Annotated in this window: 1 protein-coding gene; it reads left to right on the top strand. The window is 69.9% G+C overall.

Going from position 1 to position 1,193, the window contains the following annotated elements; genetic code table 11:
• The first annotated feature begins 484 nt into the window (after positions 1-484).
• On the top strand, positions 485-1,075 hold the full coding sequence (locus tag RH94_RS27485) for a lamin tail domain-containing protein (protein WP_079189205.1): 591 nt from the start codon (positions 485-487) through the stop codon (positions 1,073-1,075).
• Positions 1,076-1,193: the final 118 nt, after the last annotated feature.

The following is a 1,193-nucleotide window of genomic DNA, read 5'->3' on the forward strand; positions in this document are numbered from 1 at the left end:
GGCTGCCAGTCGGGCGGCCCCTGTCAGTGCGGCTGACGGGGACGCAGCTCACCCCGTCATCACATCGACATACGCGGCGGCACATGGCCGCGGCGCGGCGCAGGGCCCTGGTTCTCCACCAGGGCCCTGCGCCGTGTGTGCCGGGCGTATCCGGCCACCGCCGTTACCCACTCACGGGTGACGGCCGGAGAACGGCAGGGGTGGCGCACCCTGGCGTACGGACACGGGAGGCCAACGCCCGTAAGGGACAGCCGTGCTGAGTCACCGTCAACCACGTGCATTCGGCGCCTGAATGGCTATTACAGACAAGAGTCACGGAAATATGGACGGTTCGTAACACCGCCCGGAGATTGCGTACATGTCCAGGAATGAACGGACAGTCTGTGAAGGCGCGGCCAGCCGGCCGCCACCCGCACAGCGCACATCTTCCCGCGCGGCCCGCCGCGGCGGGCGGGATGTGCTCGCACCAAGCAGGGGAGAGCCTGTGTCCGTTTCCGTTTCTGTGACCGCCCGTCGTCTGGCCGCCGCCGTCGCCGCGGCCGGAGCCCTGGTCGGGACGGTGGCGCTGCCGGCGTCCGCGGCCGACCACGCCCCGCGCCAGCGCGAGAACGTGGTGATCAGCAGCGTGCACCTCGACTCCGGCCGCGACCACCGCTCCAACCACGCCCTGAACCAGGAGTGGGTGGCCATCACCAACAACAGTCGCCACAGCGTCAACATGCGCGGATGGACGCTGTCCGACCAGCACGGCCACAGGTACACGTTCCGCCACTACCGTCTCGACGGCCGCGCGACGGTCCGCGTCCACACCGGCATGGGCCGCGACACCCACCGGGACCTCTACCAGGACCGCCACAACCAGATCTGGGACCGCCGCGACACCGCCACCCTGCGCAACGAGCGCGGCCGCGTCGTGGACACCCTCAAGTGGGGCAACGACCGCCACGACAACCGCCACGACAACCGCCATGACGACCGCCGCAACGACCGCCACGACGACCGGCGCGACGACCGGCGCGACGACCGCCGTGACGACCGCCGCAACGAGGGTCACCACCGCGCCGACCACCGCTGACCCTGCGCACCTCGTCAAAAGGCCCCTCTCCGCGGGACGACCGCGGAGAGGGGCTCTTCCGTCTTTTTGATCAGCTTGATCAGCGACCGGGCTCAGATCAGGCGCTCTCCGTTGCGGC

This window comes from Streptomyces kebangsaanensis (genome assembly GCF_001906585.1).
GTDB classification, from domain to species: domain Bacteria; phylum Actinomycetota; class Actinomycetes; order Streptomycetales; family Streptomycetaceae; genus Streptomyces; species Streptomyces kebangsaanensis.